The sequence below is a fragment of the Agathobaculum sp. genome (assembly GCF_022775115.1).
Lineage (GTDB): Bacteria > Bacillota > Clostridia > Oscillospirales > Butyricicoccaceae > Agathobaculum.
Window position 1 is genome coordinate 1 of sequence record NZ_JALFLA010000037.1, and the last position, 22,438, is coordinate 22,438.

At 58.4% G+C, this 22,438-nt stretch carries 19 protein-coding genes, 1 pseudogene and 1 CRISPR repeat array; of the genes and pseudogenes, 12 read left to right on the forward strand and 8 right to left on the reverse strand.

Going from position 1 to position 22,438, the window contains the following annotated elements; all coding sequences use genetic code 11:
* From MR935_RS04810 to MR935_RS04820, 3 genes and pseudogenes are all read left to right on the forward strand, one after another.
* Positions 1-387, forward strand: a 387-nt coding sequence (locus MR935_RS04810; protein WP_290571527.1) for a CD1107 family mobile element protein, incomplete at its 5' end; no start/stop codon positions are given.
* Between the two features lie 118 nt (positions 388-505).
* On the forward strand, positions 506-1,357 hold the full coding sequence (locus MR935_RS04815; RefSeq protein WP_290571529.1) for a hypothetical protein: 852 nt from the start codon (positions 506-508) through the stop codon (positions 1,355-1,357).
* 69 nt (positions 1,358-1,426) lie between these two features.
* Positions 1,427-1,603 (forward strand): annotated as a pseudogene (locus MR935_RS04820) (toprim domain-containing protein); the annotation flags it as partial.
* Between the two features lie 132 nt (positions 1,604-1,735).
* Here the strand turns inward: MR935_RS04820 and MR935_RS04825 are convergent.
* Both MR935_RS04825 and MR935_RS04830 read right to left on the reverse strand, forming a co-directional pair.
* Complete coding sequence (locus tag MR935_RS04825) at positions 1,736-3,235, reverse strand: sugar ABC transporter ATP-binding protein (protein WP_290571530.1); 1,500 nt, start codon at positions 3,233-3,235, stop codon at positions 1,736-1,738.
* A 210-nt stretch (positions 3,236-3,445) separates the two neighbouring features.
* Positions 3,446-4,561, reverse strand: coding sequence for a galactose ABC transporter substrate-binding protein (locus tag MR935_RS04830; protein ID WP_290571531.1), 1,116 nt, complete (start codon positions 4,559-4,561; stop codon positions 3,446-3,448).
* 432 nt (positions 4,562-4,993) lie between these two features.
* Between MR935_RS04830 and cas3 the strand changes: the two genes are divergently transcribed.
* The 7 genes from cas3 to cas2 all read left to right on the forward strand — a co-directional run bounded on the left by cas3 (position 4,994) and on the right by cas2 (position 12,657).
* A complete protein-coding gene (gene cas3 / locus MR935_RS04835; protein ID WP_290571533.1) occupies positions 4,994-7,138 on the forward strand; it encodes a CRISPR-associated helicase Cas3' in 2,145 nt (714 codons plus the stop codon).
* Between the two features lie 255 nt (positions 7,139-7,393).
* Positions 7,394-8,056, forward strand: a complete 663-nt coding sequence (gene cas5c / locus MR935_RS04840) for a type I-C CRISPR-associated protein Cas5c (protein WP_290571535.1) — start codon at positions 7,394-7,396, stop codon at positions 8,054-8,056.
* Positions 8,053-9,783 (forward strand): type I-C CRISPR-associated protein Cas8c/Csd1, encoded by a 1,731-nt coding sequence (gene cas8c / locus MR935_RS04845; protein ID WP_290571537.1) that lies wholly within the window; start codon positions 8,053-8,055, stop codon positions 9,781-9,783. The genes cas5c and cas8c overlap by 4 nt, the downstream gene beginning before the upstream one ends.
* Complete coding sequence (cas7c, locus tag MR935_RS04850; protein WP_290571539.1) at positions 9,776-10,672, forward strand: type I-C CRISPR-associated protein Cas7/Csd2; 897 nt, start codon at positions 9,776-9,778, stop codon at positions 10,670-10,672. The genes cas8c and cas7c overlap by 8 nt, the downstream gene beginning before the upstream one ends.
* A complete protein-coding gene (gene cas4 / locus MR935_RS04855) occupies positions 10,669-11,328 on the forward strand; it encodes a CRISPR-associated protein Cas4 (protein WP_290571540.1) in 660 nt (219 codons plus the stop codon). Before cas7c ends, cas4 begins: the two co-directional genes overlap by 4 nt.
* Positions 11,328-12,359, forward strand: coding sequence for a type I-C CRISPR-associated endonuclease Cas1c (gene cas1c / locus MR935_RS04860; RefSeq protein ID WP_290571622.1), 1,032 nt, complete (start codon positions 11,328-11,330; stop codon positions 12,357-12,359). Before cas4 ends, cas1c begins: the two co-directional genes overlap by 1 nt.
* A gap of 7 nt (positions 12,360-12,366) precedes the next feature.
* Positions 12,367-12,657 carry a CRISPR-associated endonuclease Cas2 gene (cas2, locus tag MR935_RS04865; RefSeq protein ID WP_290571542.1) on the forward strand — a complete coding sequence of 97 codons (291 nt, stop codon included), beginning with the start codon at positions 12,367-12,369 and terminating at the stop codon, positions 12,655-12,657.
* 174 nt (positions 12,658-12,831) lie between these two features.
* Positions 12,832-13,471: direct repeats of the CRISPR family, unit length 33 nt; unit sequence GTCGCTCCCCGCACGGGGAGCGTGGATTGAAAT.
* A 65-nt stretch (positions 13,472-13,536) separates the two neighbouring features.
* On the opposite strand, the gene pfkB is transcribed toward cas2, so the two are convergent.
* Positions 13,537-14,466, reverse strand: coding sequence for a 1-phosphofructokinase (gene pfkB / locus MR935_RS10790; RefSeq protein WP_442863014.1), 930 nt, complete (start codon positions 14,464-14,466; stop codon positions 13,537-13,539).
* A 191-nt stretch (positions 14,467-14,657) separates the two neighbouring features.
* On the opposite strand from pfkB, the gene MR935_RS04870 reads away from it, so the two are divergent.
* Positions 14,658-15,569, forward strand: a complete 912-nt coding sequence (locus MR935_RS04870) for a YitT family protein (protein ID WP_290571544.1) — start codon at positions 14,658-14,660, stop codon at positions 15,567-15,569.
* A 74-nt stretch (positions 15,570-15,643) separates the two neighbouring features.
* Here the strand turns inward: MR935_RS04870 and MR935_RS04875 are convergent, their stop codons facing one another.
* The 5 genes from MR935_RS04875 to MR935_RS04895 all read right to left on the reverse strand — a co-directional run bounded on the left by MR935_RS04875 (position 15,644) and on the right by MR935_RS04895 (position 21,428).
* Positions 15,644-16,828, reverse strand: coding sequence for an ABC transporter ATP-binding protein (locus MR935_RS04875; RefSeq protein WP_290571546.1), 1,185 nt, complete (start codon positions 16,826-16,828; stop codon positions 15,644-15,646).
* 192 nt (positions 16,829-17,020) lie between these two features.
* Complete coding sequence (locus MR935_RS04880; RefSeq protein ID WP_290571548.1) at positions 17,021-18,322, reverse strand: alpha-L-fucosidase; 1,302 nt, start codon at positions 18,320-18,322, stop codon at positions 17,021-17,023.
* Between the two features lie 19 nt (positions 18,323-18,341).
* A complete protein-coding gene (locus tag MR935_RS04885) occupies positions 18,342-19,166 on the reverse strand; it encodes a carbohydrate ABC transporter permease (protein WP_290571550.1) in 825 nt (274 codons plus the stop codon).
* Positions 19,163-20,038 carry a carbohydrate ABC transporter permease gene (locus MR935_RS04890; protein ID WP_290571552.1) on the reverse strand — a complete coding sequence of 292 codons (876 nt, stop codon included), beginning with the start codon at positions 20,036-20,038 and terminating at the stop codon, positions 19,163-19,165. The genes MR935_RS04885 and MR935_RS04890 overlap by 4 nt, the downstream gene beginning before the upstream one ends.
* An 85-nt stretch (positions 20,039-20,123) precedes the next feature.
* The gene (locus MR935_RS04895; protein WP_290571554.1) at positions 20,124-21,428 is read right to left on the reverse strand and encodes an ABC transporter substrate-binding protein; all 1,305 of its coding nucleotides are present in this window, start codon (positions 21,426-21,428) and stop codon (positions 20,124-20,126) included.
* Between the two features lie 132 nt (positions 21,429-21,560).
* Between MR935_RS04895 and MR935_RS04900 the strand changes: the two genes are divergently transcribed.
* Entirely contained in the window at positions 21,561-22,427 is an 867-nt protein-coding gene (locus MR935_RS04900; RefSeq protein WP_290571555.1) for a hypothetical protein, read from the forward strand.
* Positions 22,428-22,438 lie beyond the last annotated feature (11 nt).

The window sequence follows — 22,438 nt, forward strand, 5'->3', positions numbered from 1 at the left end:
ACGGTTCACTTCTTGAATCAGGTGGACGAAGCCGACCTTCTGATGCTGATGAGCGAGGAAGAAGCTGCCAAGTACACCGAGCCTGTGGTTGAGACCACTCCAGAACCGACCGAGACGGAACCGGAGCCTGAGGTCACAGAGACTGCGCCTGAGGAGAAGCCTAAGACCAATATGATTCCTGTGGTTCTGCTTGTTGTGGCTCTGATCGGCGGCGGTGGTTTCTTCGTCTTTAAGAAGATGCAGGGCAAGAAAAAGGAAAAAGAAGCTGCGAAGCCTGACCCTGATGCGGACTATGTAGACGATGATGAGGACTACGGCTACAGCGAGGAATACGAGGACGATGATGTGGACTTCATTGCTGACGATGAGGACAACGAACCCGTATAACCAAGAACAGGCATGATGCCTGGGGCGACCTTCGGGTTGCCTTTACATATCAGGTTTATTTCTTGTTAAAAGCATGATAGAATAAACACAATATCATTTGATGAAGGAGGAAAATAAAATGCCGACAGCTCCGCTTATGCAACTGCCTAAAAGCCGTTCCGCAGAAGAATTTGAGAATATGTGTGCCGATGTATTGGCTATAATATATAACAGTTCTTTTGGAAGATATGGCAGGCAAGGACAAAAGCAAAATGGAATTGATTTAGTTGATTCGTCTGCACAACCATCTCATATCGTAGCACAATGCAAGAATTATTATGCGTGTTCGTATGAAAAATTAAAAGGACAGTTAAAGAAGGACATTGCATCAGCCGGGAATTTACCATTTCCTATTCAGACATTCGTTGCGATGACATCATTGGATCGAGATGTTGAAACACAAAATTATATTATAAATATAGATGCAGATTTTGAAGTTATTATATTTTTTTGGGATGATATACAGACCGAAATATGTCGCAAAACTGAACTTTTGAAAAAGTATTATCCTCATTTTGGGGTTGATTTTAGAGTTCCGCTTGAATGCAAAAATGAATTAATTTCAAATGCGAACACATTAAAACAACAAGCGGAAATTCTAAGTTGCAATTACTCAAATTATAAGATTGCATACCAATATAATAGCGATGTTGCAGTATATAATCAATGTGTTTGTATATTCAATGCAGCATTAAGATTAAATCAATTGCATGATCAATGGTATTTCCAGTTAAAGGAAGAGAGGATTACTACACCTATTGAGAATCTCATAAAAAATATGCCGAGTTTCCACGATGAAAATGCAGATGGAACAGGTGGCGCAATGGTTTGTACCATAATGGATTTTCTTTCTTATTTTTCCGATGTAGATAAGAAAGAAAAATTTATAAGTCGCTGTAACAAAATTATAAAGCGAACGGAAAAATTATAGAATACTTACATAGCAGTCATGCACTTTTGGTGTGTGGCTGCTTATTTTTTTGGAAAGGAGCAGATGCGAATGAAATTAGTATTGGCTGAGAAACCCTCAGTCGCACAGAGCATTGCCAAGGTGCTGGGTGCAAACAAGCGTGAAGATGGCTACCTTGAAGGAAACGGCTATGTTGTCAGCTGGTGTGTCGGTCATCTGGTGGAGCTGGCACAGCCCGAAGCCTACGATGCAAAATACAGCAAATGGGCATAAGTGCAGCTACTTGAATAGCCAGCAGGGGTCCGACAAGACCTCAGCTTTGCTATACCTTTTGGGGCCATCTTTTTTCACCACCACCATTCATTTTTGGGGTTGACTTCTAATAGTGAATCTTTCTCCTTACACATATTTCGCGGCCAGCGTGAGAATTTCCTCTTGGCTGGTGTTTTTGGCGTCCACCTCGCCGGCCAAACGGCCGCCGGACATGACCAGAATACGGTCGCACACGCCCAGCAGCTCGGGCATCTCGGAGGACACCATGATGACGCCCTTGCCTGCCTTGGCAAGATCGATGATGAGCTGATAGATCTCATACTTTGCGCCTACGTCGATGCCGCGGGTCGGCTCGTCGAGCAGCAGCACCTCGGGCTTGGTCAGCAGCCAGCGGCCGATGATGACCTTCTGCTGATTGCCGCCCGAAAGGGTGCGTATCTGGGTGCTCTGGGTGGGCGTTTTGATATGCATGGCCTGGATCGCCCATGCGGTATCCTCTTTCATCTTTTTATCGCTCAGGCAGATGCCGCCCAGCAGATAGCTTTTGAGGTTGGAGATGACCGTATTGTCCCGGATATCCCGTATGCCGAAGATGCCGGTGGCGCGGCGCTCCTCGGTCAGCAGGGCAAAGCCGTTTTTGATGGCCTCCCGGGGGTTTTTGTTTTTGATCTCCTTGCCGTGCAGGCGGATGGTGCCGGTATCCTTGGTCATCACGCCAAAGAGGTTTTCCAGTACCTCGGTACGGCCCGAGCCGTCCAGTCCGGCGATGCCCAGTATCTCGCCCTGCCGCAGCTGGAAGCTGGCTTCCTTCAGACGGGTGTACTTGCCGGAGAGGTGCTCGACCTCAAGGATCACATCAGCCGGAACGTTTTCCTTGGGCGGGAAGCGGTTGGTAAGCTCGCGGCCGACCATCAGGCGGATGATCTCGTCCATGGTCAGCTCCTTGGCCGGGCGGGTGGCCACCCAAGTGCCGTCGCGCATGATGGTGACGTCGTCGCTGATGCGCAGGATCTCATCCATCTTATGGCTGATGTAAATGATGCCGCAGCCGCGAGATTTGAGCATGTCGATGATGCGGAACAGATGCTCTACCTCGGCCTCGGTCAGCGAGGAGGTCGGCTCGTCAAACACGATAATTTTTGCGTTGTAGCTGACGGCCTTGGCGATCTCGACCATCTGCCGCTGGGAAACGGGCAGGGTGGACATGACGGCCTTGGGATCGACATGCACGTTCAGCTCGTCAAATATTTCCCGGGTGCGCTTGCGCATGATACTTTCGCTGACCATGATACCGCCCACCTTGGGATAGCGGCCGAGCCACAGGTTATCGGTGACAGTGCGGGTCAGGGCTTGGTTCAGCTCCTGATGCACCATGGCCACGCCGTTTTCCAGCGCGTCCTTCGAGCTTTTGAAGTTGATTTCCTTTCCGTCCATCGTAATCGAGCCGCTGTCTCGGTTATAGATGCCGAAAAGGCACTTCATCAGCGTGGATTTGCCCGCGCCGTTCTCGCCCATCAGGGCGTGGACCGTGCCGGAACGGACTGTGAGGGATACCCCGTCCAGCGCCTTGACACCGGGGAATTCCTTTGTGATATTTCGCATTTCCAACAATGCCGGCTGCGCCATATTCACGTTTCCTCCTTCGTTTTCGTATGGTTTGCGTAAGCGCCCGCCTCAAACGAGCCTTGGGGCGCGTCTCAGGCAGAGGCTCCGCCGCGTAACAGCAAGCGACCCCGGTTGCTGGCCGCTTGCTTTGAAAGAAAGCGGGGCTGTCACAACTGACAGCCCCGCTCATCGGTTGGTTATCCGGCTGGGGCCAAAGCCTTCCGGGTTTGCTTATTGGCCGGTATAGGTGCCGTAGGGAACGCGGATCTTGGCAACGCCTTCGTCAACGTTGAAGTCAGCGGTGTTGTCCATCAGCGCACCGCCGGCGTTGACGCTGCTCACCAGATTCATGATGGTGGAGGCCATACCCTCAGCGTCCTGCTTGATGGTACCGGTCATCTTGCCCTCGTCGATCAGCTGCTTGGCGGAGTCGGTTGCGTCCACGCCGAAGACAGGGATGGTCTTGCTCGCGCCGTCGCCGAGGTTATAGCCAGCGCCCTGCAGCGCGGAGATCGCGCCCTCAGCCATGCCGTCGTTGTTGCAGATGATAAGCTCTACCATGTTGCCGTTGGCCTCGGAGTACTCGGGCAGGATGGTGGCCATGTAGTCGTTGGCGGCCTGTGCCGACCAGTTACCGGTCTGGTCAACCAGATACTTGTCGGCAGCGGCGGCGTTGTAGTACATCAGCTCAGGCTTGCCGGCTGCGGTCAGAACGGCGTTGGCATCCGCTACACCGTACTGGGTGCGCGCCTCAGCCTCGGCGTTGCCTTCCTGACCCTTGAACATAACATAGGAGATGTTGCCGTCGCCGTTGAGGTCGACCGCGTCATAGTTGGCAAGCAGATACTCGCCGATCAGCTGGCCCTGCATGTGGCCGGCCTCGGGAGCATCGGTGCCGACGAAAGCGCACTTGTCATAGCTGTTGACCACATCGGTCGAAACCTCGCGGTTGAAGAAGATGATCGGGATGCCGGCGGTCTTGGCAGCCTCGACAGCGTTCTGGGCAGCGTCGGGAGACGAGGTCTCAACGATGTTCACGACCAGCAGGTTAGCGCCGTTGGAGATGGCGGTGTTGATCTGGTCGGTCTGCTGCGCCTGATTGCCGGCGCCGTCATAGTTGGTGTAGGTGATGCCGGCATCCGCCCACAGAGCGTCCATCGCGTTGCGCACGCTGGAGATGTACACATCGGAATAGTTGTAATAGAACACAGCCACATCAAGCGCGCCGGCAGCGGCTGTATCACCGCCGTTGGCCGGGGGCGTGGTGGTCTGCTGGTTGCCGCCGCAGCCGGCAAACAAGCCCAGCATCATGACGGCGGCCAGAATCAGTGCAATTTTCTTCTTCATCATAGTTCCTCCTTCAAATTCATTAGGGTTATGGGCGTCTTTGGCAACGCCGCTTGGATTGCCTCTATTGTAACGGCTTGACTGGAAAATAACGATAGAAAATTCTTCGCTCTTGTAGGAAAAAACTTTTCTCGGTGCAGGCGGACTGTCGAAAAAATTGCTTTGCCGCGGCGCGTCGCCTTCCGATGACAGCCGTGGGCAGGGATTTTCACGGCCGCCGATTTCCGCGCTGTTGACAAACAAAAGGGGATACCTTATCGTGTTTTTAGCCGCGCTGTCTTTTGATGCAGTGCGCAGCAGTGGGGGACAGCGCGATGCGCGCGCTTGGTCAGATAGACCGGGCTGCACAAAGTACGGTTTATGGGACAAAGCAGCTGGTAAAATGATTGCTACAAGGTACCCCCATAATCACATGAGTGGAGGAGATGCACAATGGAGAACAAGCCATATCTGGCGCATATTGCCGCCGACGGACGGGAGCAGACGGTTTTGGCGCATCTGACTGCAACAGCCGCACGGGCGCGGCGCTTCGCGCAGCCGTTTGGAGGGGGAGAGCAGGCCGCGCTCGCCGGTCTTGCGCACGACATCGGTAAATATTCCGAAGCGTTTCAAAAACGGCTGAGGGGAGGGCCGAAGGTCGATCATGCGACAGCCGGTGCGGCCGAATGCCTGAAAGCCGGTCAGGTAAGCGCTGCATTTGCCGTCGCAGGGCACCATGGCGGGCTGCCCGATGGCGGCGCGCGGACTGACCCGCCGGGGAGCGCGACCTTTCTCGGACGCATAAACAAGGCAGAGCAGGGCAAGCTCGAGTGCGCTGATGCTTGGCGGGACGAGGTATCGCTGCCCGCACCGGCGCGGCTGCCTTGCGAAAACGATGCTGCGGAGGCAATGTTCTTTATTCGGATGCTGTACTCCTGTCTGGTGGACGCCGACTATCTGGACACCGAAGCGTTCATGACCGGCGAGGAGAGAGCGCAGGGCGGCGCGACGATTGCGCAGTTGTGGGATAGGCTGCAAGCGCATATCGCCAAATGGAGTGCGCCCCAGAGGGCGCTGGATCGGCAGCGCAATGCCATCTTGCAGCAGTGCATCCGGCAGGGGGAGCAGCGCGACAGAGGCCTTTTCACCCTGACTGTGCCCACTGGGGGCGGCAAGACGGTGTCCTCGCTGGCTTTTGCGCTGGCGCACGCCCGTGCGCGCGGCCTGCGGCGTATCATCTATGTCATCCCCTATACCTCGATCATCGAGCAGACAGCTGAGGTTTTTCGGGGTATCTTAGGCGAAGAAAACGTGCTCGAGCACCATTCCAATATGCTGTATGACATACAGGAAGAGGCCGACCCCCGGACGGTGCGCCTGTCGCAGGCAACGGAAAATTGGGATATGCCGATTATCGTGACGACGGCGGTGCAGTTTTTTGAGTCGCTTTACGCTTGCCGCCCGTCCCAGTGCCGCAAGCTGCACAGCATTGCCGACAGTGTGGTCATCTTCGATGAGGCGCAGATGCTGCCGCTGTCGTATTTGCGTCCGTGTGTATTTGCCATTTGCCAGCTTCTCAAGTATTACGGCGTTTCGGCTGTGCTGTGCACGGCCACCCAGCCCGCCCTTGCGCCGATTTTTGAGGACTTTCTGCCCGGGCATACGGCGGTCGAACTCTGCCCGCCCGCCGTGTGCGACTGGGAACTGTTCCGGCGCACGACCATCCGTCACGTCGGGCGGTTCAGCCCGGAGGAGCTGGCCGCGCAGCTGAACCGGCAAGAGCAGGTGCTGTGCATCGTCAACACCCGGAAAAGCGCGCAGGAGGTTTTCGCACGGCTGACGGGTGAGGGATGCTTCCATCTGTCCACGCTGATGTACCCCGCGCACCGCCGCGCCCAGTTGGAGGAGGTGCGCCGCCGGCTGCGGGCGGGACTGACCTGCCGCGTGGTGGCCACTTCGCTGATCGAAGCCGGGGTGGATGTGGATTTTCCCGCGGTGTACCGTGAGCAGGCCGGACTGGACTCCATTCTGCAAGCCGCCGGACGGTGCAACCGAGAGGGCGGCGCGTCGGCGGAGGAGAGCATCGTTACAGTTTTTGAAAGCGAAACACAGGTGCCGCCGCTGTTCGCCACAGCCGTCGGCGTGGGGCGGCAGGTGATGGCAAAGCACAGTGACGTCGCTTCCCGGGAGGCGATCCGGGATTATTTTAGCCAGCTGCTTGACCTAAAGGGCGAGCAGGCGCAGGATGTGCAGCACATTTTACATACCATGCGTGACAAGAGCAGGCTGCTCCCTTTCCGCACGGTGGCCGCGCGCGTTCGGCTCATCGACAGCCCCACGCAGACCGTATATGTGCCGCTGGGCGAGGGTGAGGCGCTCGCGGCACGCCTGCGTGCGGGGGAGCGCAGCCGCAGTCTGTTCCGCCGCTTGGGGCAGTACGGTGTGTCCGTTTACGCGCAGCACTTTGCCGCGCTGGAGCGTGCGGGCGATTTGGAGGTGCTGGAGGACGGCTCGGCCATTTTGCTGAACACCGCGCTGTATCGGGAGCAGACCGGCCTGCCGCTTGAGGCTGATAACGGAAAAGCACTGTTTGTATGAGTCCACAATAGCATGGAAACGGCTGGTGCGGAGGTATATAGTAATACCTCCGCACCCCAAAGCCGGTATGAAATTATACATATTTCAACTCACAGGCACTGGCCTGACAAATTTATCATAGTACAATGCAACCATTTCTGTCAAGATATTTCTATTAAATTTTACATGAAAAATTTGTTGATTTTTAAGAATTGGTAATGTATTATGTAAATACATCCAAATTTAACCAAAGACAAACGAAAGGAGTAAATGCCCATGTCAATCTGTCTGGAGGTCTGGGGGAACTATGCCCTCTACTCGCATCCAGAGCTCAAAACGGAACGGGTCAGCTACGATGTGATGACGCCCTCGGCGGCACGGGGGTTAATCGAATCTATCTACCTGCACCCCGGATTGCAGTGGGTGATCGACCGAATCCATGTGTGCGCCCCTATCCGGTTTACCAACCTGCGCCGCAACGAGGTCAAAAGCGCCATCTCCGCGCGCACTGCCCGCACGGTGATGGAGCGTGGACAGGGCACGCTGTATCTGAGCACTTCCGGAGATATCCAGCAGCGTGCCGCCCTGCTGCTGCGGGATGTGCGCTATGTCATCGAGGCACATTTCGACATGACAAACAAGGCCGCGCCGGGCGATAATCCAGGCAAATTTCAGGATATCGTCAAGCGCCGCATCAAAAAAGGCCAGTGTTACAGCCAGCCCTACTTTGGCTGCCGGGAGATGCCCGCCCATTTTCGGTGGTGCGAGCAGATCCCACCCTGCCCGGACGAGCTGTTGGGCGAAAAGGACTTGGGCTGGATGCTGTATGACATGGATTACACCGACCTGCAAGACATTCGCCCGCTGTTCTTTCGAGCAAGATTGGAAAACGGCGTGCTGACCGTACCGGCACGGGACAGCGGGGAGGTGCGGGGATGATCTTACAAGCGCTGACTGACTATTATCAAGCGCTGGCCGCGCACGGTGAGATCGCGCCCTACGGTTGGGGACAGGTCGGCGTCTCCTTCGCGCTGTGTATTGACGAGAGCGGCGCGCTGGAGCAAGTGCTTCTGGTCAAGACTGAGCAGGCAAGGGGTAAAAAGACCGTGCTGGCGCCGCAGTCCATGCTGCTGCCCGCGCCAGTCAAGAGGGCCAGCAACATAGAGGCCAACTTCCTTTGCGATAATGCTGGGTATGTCCTTGGTATGGATAACAAGGGCAAGCCGGAGCAGACGCAGAAGCGTTTTGCCGCCTGCAAGGCGCTGCACGAAAAGCTGCTGGACGGGGTGGATGCGCCGGCAGCCCGCGCGCTGTTGGCCTTTTTCCGCACATGGCAGCCCGCGCAGGCGCGGGAACATCCGGCGCTGCAGGAGCATCTGGAAGAGATATTGTCGGGTGCAAATCTGGTATTTCGCTGTCAGGGCACGTTTGTCCACCGCGACGCGGCGGTACGGCAGGCGTGGGATGCGTATTATCAGGCAGCGGGCGAGGGGCCGGAGATGGTCTGTTTGGTCACCGGAGAAACCTGCCCGGCGGAGAGCGTGCATCCCTCCATCAAAAATGTTGCGGGCGCACAGCCGAGCGGCGCCGCGCTGGTGTCCTTCAACGGGACAGCATTTTGCTCCTACGGAAAGGAACAGAGCCTGAACGCCCCCACCGGTAAATTTGCCGCCTTTGCCTATACCACCGCGCTCAACCATCTGCTGGCCGACCGCGACCGCGTCTATCGGGTGGGCGACGCTACCGTGGTCTGCTGGGCGCAGAGCGGCGAGACGGCGTACCAATCTCTTCTGGTCGCGTTCGCGGCTTCGTACAGCGAAAACGATCTGCGGGGCATGGTAGAAAAGCTGTGCGCGGGTCAAGCGGTCTGCTATGAGGACGAAAGGCTCGACCCCAATATGGACTTTTACATTCTCGGCCTGTCGCCCAACGCGGCACGGCTGTCGGTACGGTTTTTCCTGCGCAATACGTTTGGCGGCTTTTTAAAAAACGTGCAGGCGCATTACGCGCGGTTGGAAATCGTGCGCCCCGCATTTGACAAGGCCGAAACACTGTCGATCAACAGCTTGCTCGCCGAGACGGTCAACCAACATGCGCAGGACAAAAAGCCTGCGCCCAATATGGCCGGCGAGGTGCTGCGCGCAGTGCTGACCGATACCCCTTATCCTGCTACGCTGCGGGTGGGCGTCGCCCTGCGCATCCGCGCAGAGCAAAAAGTCACCCGCGGGCGCGCGGCCATTTTGAAGGCGTATTATCTGAAACACCCCAATGCTGATGTACCAAAGGAGGTTTTAACCGTGTCTCTCAACCCTGAAAGCACCAATATCCCTTACAATCTCGGGCGGCTGTTCTCCATGCTGGAGGCCATCCAATCGGCTGCGAACCCCGGCATAAACACGACCATTACGGACAAGTATTTCAGTTCTGCCTGCGCTACCCCGTCCTACACATTTCCAACGCTCATTAAGCTGGCGCAGGCGCATCTGAAAAAAATGGACAACGGTCTGCGTGTCTACTATGCCAAGCAGCTGACCGCGTTGATGGACAGGCTGGACGAGGATTTTCCCGACTGCCTGAACCTGAAGCAGCAGGGCGCGTTCCAGATCGGTTATTACCAGCAGACACAGGCTCGTTATGAGAAAAAGGAGGAGAAATCATATGTCTGAACCCATCAAAAACCGCTATGAATTCGTTATTCTGTTTGATGTGGAAAACGGCAATCCAAACGGCGACCCAGACGCGGGCAATATGCCCCGTGTCGACGCGGAGACCGGCCTTGGCCTTGTCACCGACGTGTGCCTGAAGCGCAAGATCCGCAACTATGTTGAAATGGTCAAGGAGGATGCCGCAGGCTATCGCATCTACATTAAGGATGGCGTACCGCTCAACCGCAGCGACGCCGAAGCCTATGTCCAGCTGGATGTGAATGAAAAGACGGTAAAGGAAAAGAAAAAGAACGATCCCGAACTAGATCGCAAGATACGCGACTGGATGTGCGCTAACTTTTATGACATCCGCACCTTTGGCGCGGTCATGACCACCTTTGTAAAGGGCGCGCTCAACTGCGGGCAGGTGCGCGGCCCGGTACAGCTGGGCTTTGCGCGCAGCATCGAGCCGGTGATGCCGCAGGAGGTCACCATCACCCGCGTGGCCATCACTACCGAGGCCGACGCAGAGAGAAAGGGCACGGAGATGGGGCGCAAGGACATCATCCCCTATGGACTGTACCGCTGTGAGGGCTATATCTCGGCGAACCTTGCTCGCAAGACCACCGGCTTTTCGGAGGATGATCTGCAGTTGCTGTGGGAGGCCATCCTCAATATGTTCGAGCACGACCGATCGGCCGCACGCGGCAAGATGGCGGTGCGCGAGCTGATTGTTTTCAAGCATGATTGCGAGCTGGGCTGCGCCCCGGCTTGGAAGCTGTTTGACACCGTGCAGATAACCAGAAGGAACGCCGCCGACCCGCTGCCTGCGCGCAGCTATCAGGACTATGTGGTCACGGTGGATGAAGCTGCCCTGCCGGCGGGCGTTACCTGCCAGCGCATGGGATGAGCTGCCGCGAGGAGGAGTGGCTTGCGCTTTCCGGCTTGCAGCATTTCGCCTTTTGCCGCCGGCAATGGGCGCTGATTCATATTGAAAGCCAGTGGCAGGACAATCTGCGCACGGTAGAGGGTGGGCTGTTCCACGCTCGCGCGCATGACGAAAGCCAGCGCGAGCGCAGGGGGGACACACTGATCCTGCGGGGATTGCCGGTGTTTTCCGCGCGTCTGGGTGTGACGGGGAAATGCGACGTGGTGGAATGCCATGCCAGCCCACAGGGCGTGCCGCTGCACGGTGAAGGCGGACTTTGGCAGCCCTACCCTGTTGAGTATAAACGGGGCGCACCCAAGGTGCATAATGCCGACGCATTGCAGCTTTGCGCGCAGGCGATGTGCCTCGAGGAGATGCTTTGCTGCACGATACCGGAGGGAGCGCTGTTCTATGGTGAGACCCGGCGGCGCACGGTGCTTCCCTTAACCGAAGCGCTGCGCGGGCAGGTGCGCGATATGCTGGAGGAGATGCACCAGCTTTACCACCGCGGGCATACGCCTAAGGTAAGGCCGAGCAAAGCCTGTAACGCCTGCTCACTGCGGGAGCTGTGCCTATCCGTCCTGCTGCGGCGCGGGCAGGCCGGTGTATATCTGCGGCAGGCGATGGAGGAGGCATGATGAGACAGCTGCTCAATACCCTGTTTGTCACTTCAGAGGATGTTTATTTATCGCTGGATGGGGAGAATGTGGTCGCCAGCCGGGATAAGGCGGTTGTGGCCAGATATCCGCTGCACACACTGTCGGGTATTCTCTCCTTTGGTTACCCGGGCGCATCGCCGGCGCTGATGGGCGCTTGCGCCCGGCGGGGTATTGCGCTGGCGTTCTGTACCCCGCAGGGTAAATTTCTCGCGCGGGTGTGCGGCGAGGCGAACGGCAATGTGCTGCTCCGCCGCACGCAGTACCGCATGGCGGACGACCCAGCACAAAGCTGCCGCATTGCCCGCTCGATGGTGTTCGGCAAGATTTATAATGCCCGCCGGAGTATCGAGCGCACCCGCCGGGATCATGCGCTGCGTGTGGACGGACAGCGGCTGGCGGTGGTTTCCGATCAGCTCAAGGCGCTGCTGCCGCAGATCGCATCGGAGACCGCGCTGGACAGCTTGCGAGGTAAGGAGGGGGCGGGGGCGGCCGCATACTTTGGTGTATTGGACCAACTAATTTTGGGCGACCGGTCGGTTTTTTCATTCCAGACCCGCAGCCGCCGTCCGCCGCTCGACCCGGTCAACGCGCTGCTCTCCTTCGCGTACAGCCTGCTGTCCCACGATTGTGCTGCGGCGCTCGAGAGCGTGGGGCTGGATAGCTATGTGGGTTTCCTGCACCGGGACCGCCCCGGCCGCAGCTCGCTTGCCTTGGATTTGATGGAAGAATTGCGCCCCTGCATCGCCGAGCGGTTTGTATTAACCACGATTAATAACCGTATATTCAAGGAAAAGGATTTTACATACCGAGAGGGCGGCGGGGTATGGTTGACCGGCGATGCCCGGCGCACCTTCCTACAGCGCTGGCAGGAGCGCAAGCGAGAGACTTTGACGCATCCGTTTGTGGGCGAAAAGCTCCCTTGGGGACTGGTTCCGTATTTGCAAGCGTTGCTTTTGGCGCGTTGCCTCCGCGGCGATCTGGATGAATATCCGCCCTTTTTGTGGAAGTGAGGAGACGATGCTGGTATTGATCACCTATGATGTGAATACGGAGGATGCGGCCGGCAGAAAACGCTTGCGGCAGATCGCAAAGCAGTGCGTCAACTATGGTCAACGGGTGCAGTGCTCGGTGTTTGAATGTCTGCTCGAGCCGGCACAGTGCAAGCTGCTGCAAGCAAAACTGCTGTCTATCATGGATGCCGAAAAGGACAGTCTGCGGTTTTATTATTTGGGTAAACGGTACGAAAGCAAGATCGAGCATTTCGGCTGCAAGGTATCCTATCTCCCGGAAGGGACACTGCTGATTTGAGCGCGCGAAGGGTAAGCATGCGCGGTTTTCCTGGCAGGTTCGCACCGGGGATTCTGCACTTTTCCTGCCTTTGGAGGGTAGTGCGCGCAATGCGTGGGCGGTTTGCCGGTAAATTAGAGGCGCAAGTGGTGCAGTATCAATAAATCTGAGGATATAAGTTTGTGTATATTTGCTGTCGCTCCCCGCACGGGGAGCGTGGATTGAAATCGGTTGCACGTCGTGCTCCGCGTAGCTGCCATGCGTCGCTCCCCGCACGGGGAGCGTGGATTGAAATCTGTGAGGTAGTGGATGAGGTAGGCCGATAAGGGCAGTCGCTCCCCGCACGGGGAGCGTGGATTGAAATTGCAGTACTGTCTGGCGTAATACTTACGGACGCGTCGCTCCCCGCACGGGGAGCGTGGATTGAAATTCCGTAGTGGGACTGAGCACATCGGTCTCGGTGTGTCGCTCCCCGCACGGGGAGCGTGGATTGAAATAAAATGACAACAGGAGGAAAACCAATATGAGCAACGTCGCTCCCCGCACGGGGAGCGTGGATTGAAATGTCGAGGCGCAGCCGCTCTAGCTCCGCTGCATCCAGTCGCTCCCCGCACGGGGAGCGTGGATTGAAATCTTTTTAAGCTCAAAGAGTCGCTGAACATCTTTTGTCGCTCCCCGCACGGGGAGCGTGGATTGAAATACACAGGAGCAGGCCGAATACGGCGCGAGCAAAGGTCGCTCCCCGCACGGGGAGCGTGGATTGAAATCGTTATGGGTTCGCTGATTGCCGCCGCGTCAAAATGTCGCTCCCCGCACGGGGAGCGTGGATTGAAATCTACTTCCAGCAGCAGGGACTCAGCGAGGAGCAGTCGCTCCCCGCACGGGGAGCGACGCATATCTTCATAGCCGGTGAAAAACAACGCACGCTAGCAGCTGCTCGACCGCATCGTGCGTCGCGGGCTGTGAGCCGCTGCACATCACATTGGCCGCGCTCGCGGCGACGGCCAAGCGGATGGTATCGGTTTCGTCCATGCCCTGCTCGGCCGCGTAAGCCAGCGCGGCAACCATGCTGTCGCCCGCACCGACCGTGCTGCCGACCGGTACGCGCAGTCCCTCGGCGCGGTAAGCGCCTGCCCGGCTGACGAACAGCGCGCCCGCCTCGCCCATCGAGACGACCACGCGCTCCACACCGTCCGAAATGAGGCTGCGCGCGGCGGTAAGCAGATCGTCGGCTGTGGTCAGTGCGCGGCCGGTCAGCCGGGACAGCTCGTGCTCGTTCGGCTTGACCAGATACGGCATGGCCTTTAGACCATGCGCTAGGGGCGCGCCGTCTGCGTCCAGAAAGACATGCGCGCCGCGCGCGCGGCACACCGTGCCCCACCGGCTATAGGTGTCCGGCGGTGCGCCCGGCGGCAGGCTGCCGGACAGCACGATGATATCGCCGGGGCGCAGGCTTTCGGCCAGCGAGGCCAGCATGTCATCCAGCACCGCGGGGCGGACGGTCAAACCCGGCTCGTTCAGCTCGGTATTCGTATGCTTTACAGGGTCGACCACCTTGAGATTTGTGCGGGTCTCTCCCTCGATAAAGGTGAACCGGCAAAGCACGCCGGGTATATGCATCGCGTCTGCGATGCAGCGGCCGGTCGCGCCGCCCAGCAGGCCGATGGCGGTGCTCGTGCCGCCTAGTGCGGCAACGACCTTGGAGACATTCAGCCCCTTGCCGCCAGGGTCGGTGCGCATGGCCGTGACACGGTTGACCGTGCCCGGTGAAAACCCCGGTATCCGGGCGGTTTTATCCAGTGCGGGATTGAGCGTTACGGTGTGGATCATTGCACTACCTCCTGCCGGGGCGGCGCGCACCGCCCGGATGTAAAACGGGTATCCTATCCTTATATTAACAACAACAGTGCACGATTGCAAGGCGCGGATATGAGTCCTGCGTGCGCGGCCTTGGATGAAACGGAGAGAAAAGCATACAATAAAAGCGTTCCCGCGCGCGTTATGATGCATGGAGGAGGGGGATGGGCTTGAAGGCAGCAACCGCCAAAGAGCTGGCGCTTGATTTGGCTTATGACATCATCGGTTCGATTTTTTATGCAATGGGTGTGTATACCTTTGCCAAAATGGGCAATTTTGCGCCGGGCGGACTGACCGGCCTTGCCCTTATCGCCAATCATCTGTGGGCGCTGCCCATTGGCCTGACCACGCTGCTGCTCAATATACCGCTGATGCTATTGAGCTTTCGGATACTGGGCAGACGCTTTGAGCTGAAAAGCATCAAGACCATGTGCGTGTGCACCGTGTTTCTGGATATCGTTTTTCCGCGTTTGCCGGCCTACACCGGCGTGCAGTTCATGGCGGCGCTCTACTCCGGCATTTTTCTGGGCATCGGCTCGGCGCTTTTTTATATGCGCGGCTCGTCCTCGGGCGGGGCGGATTTTCTGACCATGTCGGTCAAAGCGCTGCGCCCGCATCTGTCCATCGGCATGGTGACAATGGCCATTGATCTGGTGGTCATCCTGCTGGGCTGGCCGGTGTTCGGCAACGCGGATGCCGTGCTCTACGGCTTGACCGCCATGCTGCTGACCTCGGTCGTGATTGATAAGATCATGTACGGCATCGGTGCGGGCGCGCTGCTCATCATCATCACCGGCCGGGGAGAGGAGATCGCGCGGCATATCAATGAGCTGATCGGCCGGGGCGCGACCGAGCTACGGGCGCGGGGCAGCTACACGGGGGAAACGCGGGACGTTTTGCTCTGCGCCTGCTCTAAATCGCAGGCTTATCTGGTGCGCCGTGCGGCGCAGGAACTGGACGAGGCCGCGTTTGTCATGGTGACCGAGACGAGCGAGGTGTTCGGAGAGGGCTTTTCCGAGCGGCCGCCCGCGCAGCCCGTCAAACCGGCGCGCGTGGACAAAGAAGCGCGCCGGTGATAGGCCGCCGCCTTTCTTGGCAGACAGCAAAAGGCGCGGCGCGGAAGTCTTTTCCGTGCCGCGCTTTGCTATGCTCAGGCTTCGAGATTGCTGCCCGATTCCCGGTCGAACAGGTGAACCAGATTGCCGCTGAAGGTGAACGCGATTGCGTGGCCGATGGTGTTTACCGTTTTGTGCCCATTCGCGTCCAACTCGGTGGTCGGCACGATGATGATCGCGTCCCGGCCAAGCACATTGACGTGCAGGTGGATGGCGCTGCCCATCATTTCGCTGACATCGACCGTGCCGCGCAGCATACGCGTGCTGTCTCCCGTCAGCGAAATGTGCTCGGGGCGGATGCCCAGCGTGACCGGCTGCGCCTTGATACCGTTTTGCCGCAGTCTGGCCTGCTTTTCCGCCGAGATCGGTATCGCAACGCCGCCCAGCGCGACCGCATATCCGTCCTCCGAAAGCTGCAGCTCGGCCTCGAAGAAATTCATCTGCGGCATTCCGATGAAGCCCGCGACAAAGAGGTTGGCCGGGTGGTCGAATACCTCCTGCGGTGTGCCGACCTGCTGGATGACGCCGTCCTTCATGATGACGATACGGTCGCCCAGCGTCATGGCCTCGGTTTGGTCGTGGGTGACGTAAATGAACGTCGTATCAATGCGCTGGCGCAGCTTGAGGATCTCGGCGCGCATCTGGTTGCGCAGCTTGGCATCCAGATTGGAGAGCGGCTCGTCCATCAGAAAGACCTTGGGGTTGCGCACGATCGCGCGGCCGATGGCTACGCGCTGCCGCTGGCCGCCGGAGAGCGCCTTGGGCTTGCGGTCCAGATACTGCGTGATGTCGAGTATCTCGGCCGCCTCGCGCACCTTCTGCTCGATGATATCCTTGCTGACCTTTTTTAGCTTGAGCGAAAATGCCATGTTCTCAAAAACAGTCATGTGCGGATACAGCGCGTAGTTCTGGAAGACCATTGCGATATCCCGGTCCTTGGGGTCGACGTCGTTCATGCGCTTGCCGTCGATGTACAGATCACCGCCGCTGATCTCCTCCAGCCCGGCGACCATGCGCAGCGTGGTCGATTTGCCGCAGCCGGACGGGCCGACCAGCACGATGAACTCCTTGTCCGCGATCTCAAGGTTGAACTCCTGCACAGCCAGCACGCCCTCGTCGGTCACTTGCAGGTTGGTCTTTTTCTCCGCCTCCTTTTTCTTGCGCTTTTTGGCGGCGTTCGGATAGATTTTCTTGATTTTGTTCAATACGACAGTTGCCATGGCGGTATCACTTTGGCCGCCCCGCTTGTGCGGTGGGCGGCCTTGCGGCCGGGCTTGCCCGCGCCGCGTTACGGCAGGTCTCCACACTGCCGCACCGCAAGTGAAGCGGCGTTTTCCTCCTTTTTGTCTGTCCGCAGCGCCATTGCGGTGGAGTGGCCGCTGCGGACTTGGTTTTTCATCGTTGCCGGGGTATCAGGACAGTCTTTCCAGCACGACCGGGAAGCCGTTTGCCCGCGCGGCCGCAGCGGCAATGCCCTGCTCGGTCGCGCGCAGGCGCACGCCCGCTGTCTCGTCCAGCGCACGGTATGCGCCCCGCAGGCCGGGGATAAGCCGCTCCTGCTCGTCCAGCCCCTCGACGATGGCAAAATGCCGCGCGCCGCTGCGGGTGAAGTGGACGAGCAGCCCGTCTGCCGCAAGCGACGCCTGCTCGTCCGGGCGGGTGGCATAGATGGCCTGCCCATTTGTGCGCAGCCAATCTCCCATGCCGCGCAGGCTCTGCTCCTGCAAGGCCGGGATGGTGCCGTCGGCCATTGGGCCGACATTGATGAGCAGATTGCCGTTGTTGCCCACCGTGCTCGACAGCAGGCCGGTCAGCTGCTGGGGGGAGAGAATGTGCTCGAGGCCTTCCTCAGCGTTGTAGCCAAAGCTCAGGCCGAGGCCGCGCGTCATCTCCCATTTCTCCTCGCGGTTCACCGCCCCCTGCTGGTATTCCTTGCACCAGAAATCATGCCACAGGTCGTTGAAGCGGTCGTTTACCACGCCGTCCGGGCAGGTGTTGTAATAATGCGCGAGCAGATGCGGCAGCTGGCGCTCCCCGGCATACGGCCAGCCGATGTCGTTCCACAGAATGTCCGGCCGGTAGGTGTCGATCAGCTCGAGCCACTGCTTGAAGGCATAGTCTGCGTATTCATAGGTTGGGCAGTTGAGGTTGCGGCAGTCCCAATCGGTGTAGATCGGCTCGTGCATAAAGCGCCAGTCGATGATGCCCGAGTAATAGCAGCCAAACCGCAGGCCGCGCCTGCGCACCGCCGCGGCCAGCTCGCCCACGATATCGCGCCGGGGACCGCGGTTTAGCGCGTGATAGGAGGTATACCGGCTGGGATACAGGCAGAAGCCGTCGTGGTGCTTGGTGACCAGCACGACATATTTCGCGCCCGCCGCTTCAAAGAGCGCGGCCCAAGCGTCCGGATCCCAGTTTTCCGCCTTCCACATGTCAGCGAACTGCTCATAGGCGAAATCCTTACCATAAGTCTTCAAATGGTGCTGATAGGTCGGCCCCTCGCCGACATTGACCGAGTTGTAATACCATTCCGCATATGGGTTACAGATAAACCACTCGGTATCGGGTATCGCGCCCAGCTCGCCCACAGGCGGGGCGAATGCGGGCACGGAATACAGTCCCCAGTGAATGAAGATGCCGAGCTTTGCCTCGTCATACCACGGCGGCATTTTGCGCCCGTGCAGCGAGTTCCAAGTCGGTTGAAATCGGTTCATCAAAACGCCCTCCATTTTATCACATCTTGACCGCGCCGGCCGTCATGCCGGAGATGACATATTTCTGCGCGAACGCATACAGCAGGATGACCGGCAGCGAGACCACGATCACATCCGCGCAAACCAGATTCCAGCTGGTGCTGAACGCGCCATAGAAGCTGTAAACCGACATCGGCAGCGTATACTGCGCCGACGATTTGAGCAGGTACATCGGGATCTGCAGCTCGTTCCAGCTCCACATGAAAACCAGTATCATAACAGTCGCCGCGATCGGCTTGAGCAGCGGCACGATGATCCGCACGAACAGCCCCATGCCGGTCGCGCCGTCTATCACGGCGGCCTCGTCCAGATCCTTGGGCAGTCCCTTGATGTAGCTGGTGATCATCATAGCGGAAAACGGCAGATACAGCGCCGAATACACAAAGATCATGCCCCACAGGCTGCCGTAAATGCCCATCAGCTGCAACAGCTGCATGGTGGGCATGGCCGCGAAGGGCGCGATGATGCCGAAGGTCAGCAGCTTGTCGATCAGGCGGCAGACCGGCGTGTCGCGCCGGACGATCGCGTAGCTGAGCAGCGACGCGGTGGCGATGACGATGATGACCGTGATAACCGATACGAAAACGCTGTTGAACAGGCAGCGCAGGATGTCGCCGCGCTCGAAGACCTCAAGGTAGTTCTCCCACAGCCACGCGCGCGGCAGGGTAATATTCAGGCTGCCGGCCTCGCGCTTTTCCTTAAAAGAGGCCAGGATGACCATGAGCAGCGGGTAGATGATGATAAGGCTCAGTATCCAGAGCAGCGCGCCGAACAGCGCGTTCTTTTTCTTTTCCGCATGGTTCATACGGCGCGCTCCCACCTTTCGCTGAATTTTTTATACAGCACTGCAACGATGACCAGTATGACCGTGAAGATCAGGTTGACCGCGACCGAGGCCGCATACCGTCCCGCGCCCATTTCGTTGAGCATCAGCGTGCCAAAGCTCTCCGTGCTGCCGCCCGGTCCTCCGGCGGTCATCACATAGATCAGGTCGAACATCTTCAGGCCGTAGATCAGGCTGAACAGGATGTTGACGTTGACGGTCGGCATGATGAGCGGCAGGGTCACATGCACATAGGTCTGCCATTCGTTCGCGCCGTCGATATGCGCCGCCTCGATGTAATCCGAGGAGATCGACTGCATACCAGCCAGACTGATGACCATTGCGTAGCCGACGTTGCGCCAGACCTCGGCAAAGCTGATGGCGAACACGCCCGTCCACCGCGCGCCCAGCCATTGCACCGGCTCCATGCCGAGCAGGGTCAGGATCGCGTTGGCCGTGCCGCCCCGGTTTTGGAAGACCGCGCTGAAAATCAGGCCGACGACCAGCGGAGAGAGTACTGCTGGCAGAAAATACAGCGTACGCAGCGCGTTGCGGGAGCGGATCTTCCGGTTTAAGATATAGGCAAGGAACAGGCCCAGCACGGTCACGACCACGGTTTTGACGATCGCGTAGATGAACGTGTTGACCAGCGCGACCGGCACCTTGCGGTTGGTGATCATGCCAATGAGATTGCTCCAGCCGACAAAGGAGATGTCGCCAAACTTGCTTCTGGTCGCGCTCCAATCGGTAAAGGCGTATAAATAGCCGACGGTCGATGGGATGACAAAGAAGATGACAAACAAGATCAGCGGCAGAAAGACCATGTATTTCGGATAAACCTTGTCCTTGTTCACAAATATCCTCCTCTCTTTTTATACGGCCTCCGGCGCACCGCCGGAGGCCGCTGGGTGCTGCCGTAGCTGAGTGACGGGAGGGGGATTAGAAGCCGGGCGTGCCGAGCGCCTTGGCCGAGGTCATGCGGTACTGGTCCATCAGCTCAATGCAGCCGGCAACGTCCACGCTGCCCATGAACAGCTCTTGGAAGGCCGAGCCGGTCTCGTTCTGGGTGTAGCCGATGACCTTGGGCTCGGCAGTCGAGGTGCGCTGGTGCTGGTTGATGGAATCCATCGCAGCGGTGACCATTTCGGACTGGATGTTGGTCGTCTGTCCTTTGAAGCAGCTGACGGTGGACACACCCTCAAAAGCCATGTTGTAGTTTTCCGGGGTTGCGCAGAAGGCGATGAACGACAGCGCGGCGTCGAGGTTGCCGCCGTTCTTATTGGCCATCATCATGTTCAGGTTGCCGCCCTCGTAGGTGCCCTCATTGGTGGTGTTCATGAACACCGGCATGAGCGCGAAGTCGTCCTTGGTGTAGTCGTAACCCTCGTCAAAATCGGTGTAGAACCAAGTGTCCCAGATGAAGACCATCGCGGCCTCACCGGTGCCAAGGATCGGGCTGATATCCGACCAGCCGTCGGTCAGGTAGGACGCACCGAACCAACCCTTGTCCGCCGCGCTCTTGGTCCACTGCACCATGTCGGCAACGGCCGGGATATCGGCGTAGCGGATCTCGTTCTTGTTGATCTTTTCAAGCAGGGCAGAGTCGTCGGCAAAGATGGGGTCAAGGCCAAACTGGTACATCCAGTTGCAGCCGTTGGCCGGCCAGCAGATCGCGGTCTTGCCTGCGTCGGTCAGCGCTTGGCAGAGCTGGTCGAACTCGGCCTGCGTGGTCGCAGGCTTGAGTCCCAGCTCGTCGAACAGGGTCTTGTTGTAGTAGCAGCCCGAGACCGAGCTTTCCCAGAACGGCAGACCGAGGACGTTGCCCTGCGCGTCCAGAACGTAGCTGTGCGCGCCGTCGGTCAGGTCGCTGACCCAAGCCTCGTCGTTCATATAATAGAAGTTGTTTGCGACATCGTAGTTGCTGAGCGAGGAGTTGTTGAAATGCACGAATACATCCGGGATGTCACCGGTGGCAAACTTGCTGGTCGCAACGGTGTCAAAGGTCGAGGCCTCGATGGACACGATATCGAGCTTGTTGCCTGTTTTCTGCTCATAGAGGTCGAACATCTTGGTCATGTAGGGCTTGGCCAGGTCGTTGGCGTTGCCCATGATGCTCAGCGTAACGCCGCCCTGCGCACCGCCCGCATTGGCGTCCGCGCCGCCGCCGCCGTTTGCCGTGCCGCCGCAGGCCGCCAGAGAGAGACACATCGTACCGATGAGTGCCGCTGCAATTATCTTTTTCATTTCCATTCTCCTTTGCATCACTTTTTTTACCGCCCTATGACGCTCGCGCGCCATAGGGGCTTGATTGACTTCCTTCCGTTTCCCTGCTATGATATATCCAAAATTCGCAGCACAACGCAGGAGGTTGTTGTCATGGGCTTGTTTCGGCCTTCCTTTACCGCGGAAAATAAGCGGGGATACACCGCTGGGGAGCGGCCGCAGAACCGGCGCGAGCTGGTCAGGCTGATCCTTGCCGACCATTTTACCGATCTTATCCCGTGCAATCTGGTGTTGCTGGCCGTTTTTCTTCCCTTTCTGTTCTGGGTGTTTACCGGGCTGTTTTACATCGCCGGCGCAATGGGCGGGGACGGCTCCTTTGCCGACCTGCTCTCGCTCTCGCGCACTTGGGTGCTGGGCATGATCCCGTGCCTGCTGTTTACAGGCCCGTTCTGCACAGGCAGCGCGCTATTGCTGCGCAATCTGGCAAGGGATGACTGCCGCTTCGCCCGGCAGTATTTTCTCTCCGGCCTGCGCAGCGCGCCGGGTGCTGCGCTTGCGGTTTCAGCCGCGGCCTCGACCATGCCGCTGCTCCTTTGGGCGGCGCTTGCCTATTACGGCACGCAGCTTGCCGGGGGTGCGCGGCTGGTGCTCATCCCGCTGCTGCTCACGGCTGTGCTGTGCGCGATCTGGCGTATGACGCTGCCCACGCTGTACATGATGCTGGCGACCTACCGCCTGCCGCTGGGCGAGCAGGTCAAAAATGCGTTCGCGCTCACGCTCAGCCGCCTGCCGCTGGTCGCGGGGGTGCATCTGCTCGCGCTGCTGCCCGCTTTACTGGGCGTGGCGGCCTTTGCGGTCGGCGGCAAGGTGTTCATCGCCGCGCTGTTTGTCCTGTGTGTGTACTATCTGTTCTTCGGCTTTGCCTTTTCGCGGCTGCTATACGCCTTTGTGGCAAACAAGCTGTGCGAGGAAACCCTCAACGCGCAAATTGGTGCGGACACACACATCGGTATGCGCTGAAGCGGCGCGCC